Raw genomic sequence first — 295 nt, 5'->3', positions numbered from 1 at the left:
AGAAGATCAAGGCCGGCAGTGGACAGGGGCTTGTCACCGAGGTGAAGCGCATTCCCAAGAAGACGTACGCGCCGCAGCTCTCTGATCTGACAGAACTACAGCGGGAAGCAAACCGCAAGTTTAATTACTCGGCGAAGGAAACGCTGAATATCATGCAGAGGCTTTATGAGAACCATAAGGTTCTGACGTATCCGAGAACGGATTCCAGGTATTTAAGCTCGGATATTGTGCCGTCAATCAAGGAACGTCTGGAGGCCTGCGGCGTGGGTCCGTACCGGAAGCTGGCGGGACGTCT

General features: G+C 53.9%; 1 protein-coding gene. It reads left to right on the top strand.

Features of this window, described 5'->3' with window-relative positions; all coding sequences use genetic code 11:
* Positions 1–295, top strand: a 295-nt coding sequence (locus tag NE473_RS31705) for a DNA topoisomerase (RefSeq protein WP_256265689.1), incomplete at both ends; no start/stop codon positions are given.

The sequence above is a fragment of the Hungatella sp. SL.1.14 genome (assembly GCF_024460495.1).
GTDB classification, from domain to species: Bacteria; Bacillota; Clostridia; order Lachnospirales; family Lachnospiraceae; genus Hungatella; species Hungatella hathewayi.
This window is presented reverse-complemented; position numbering and strand designations above follow the sequence as displayed.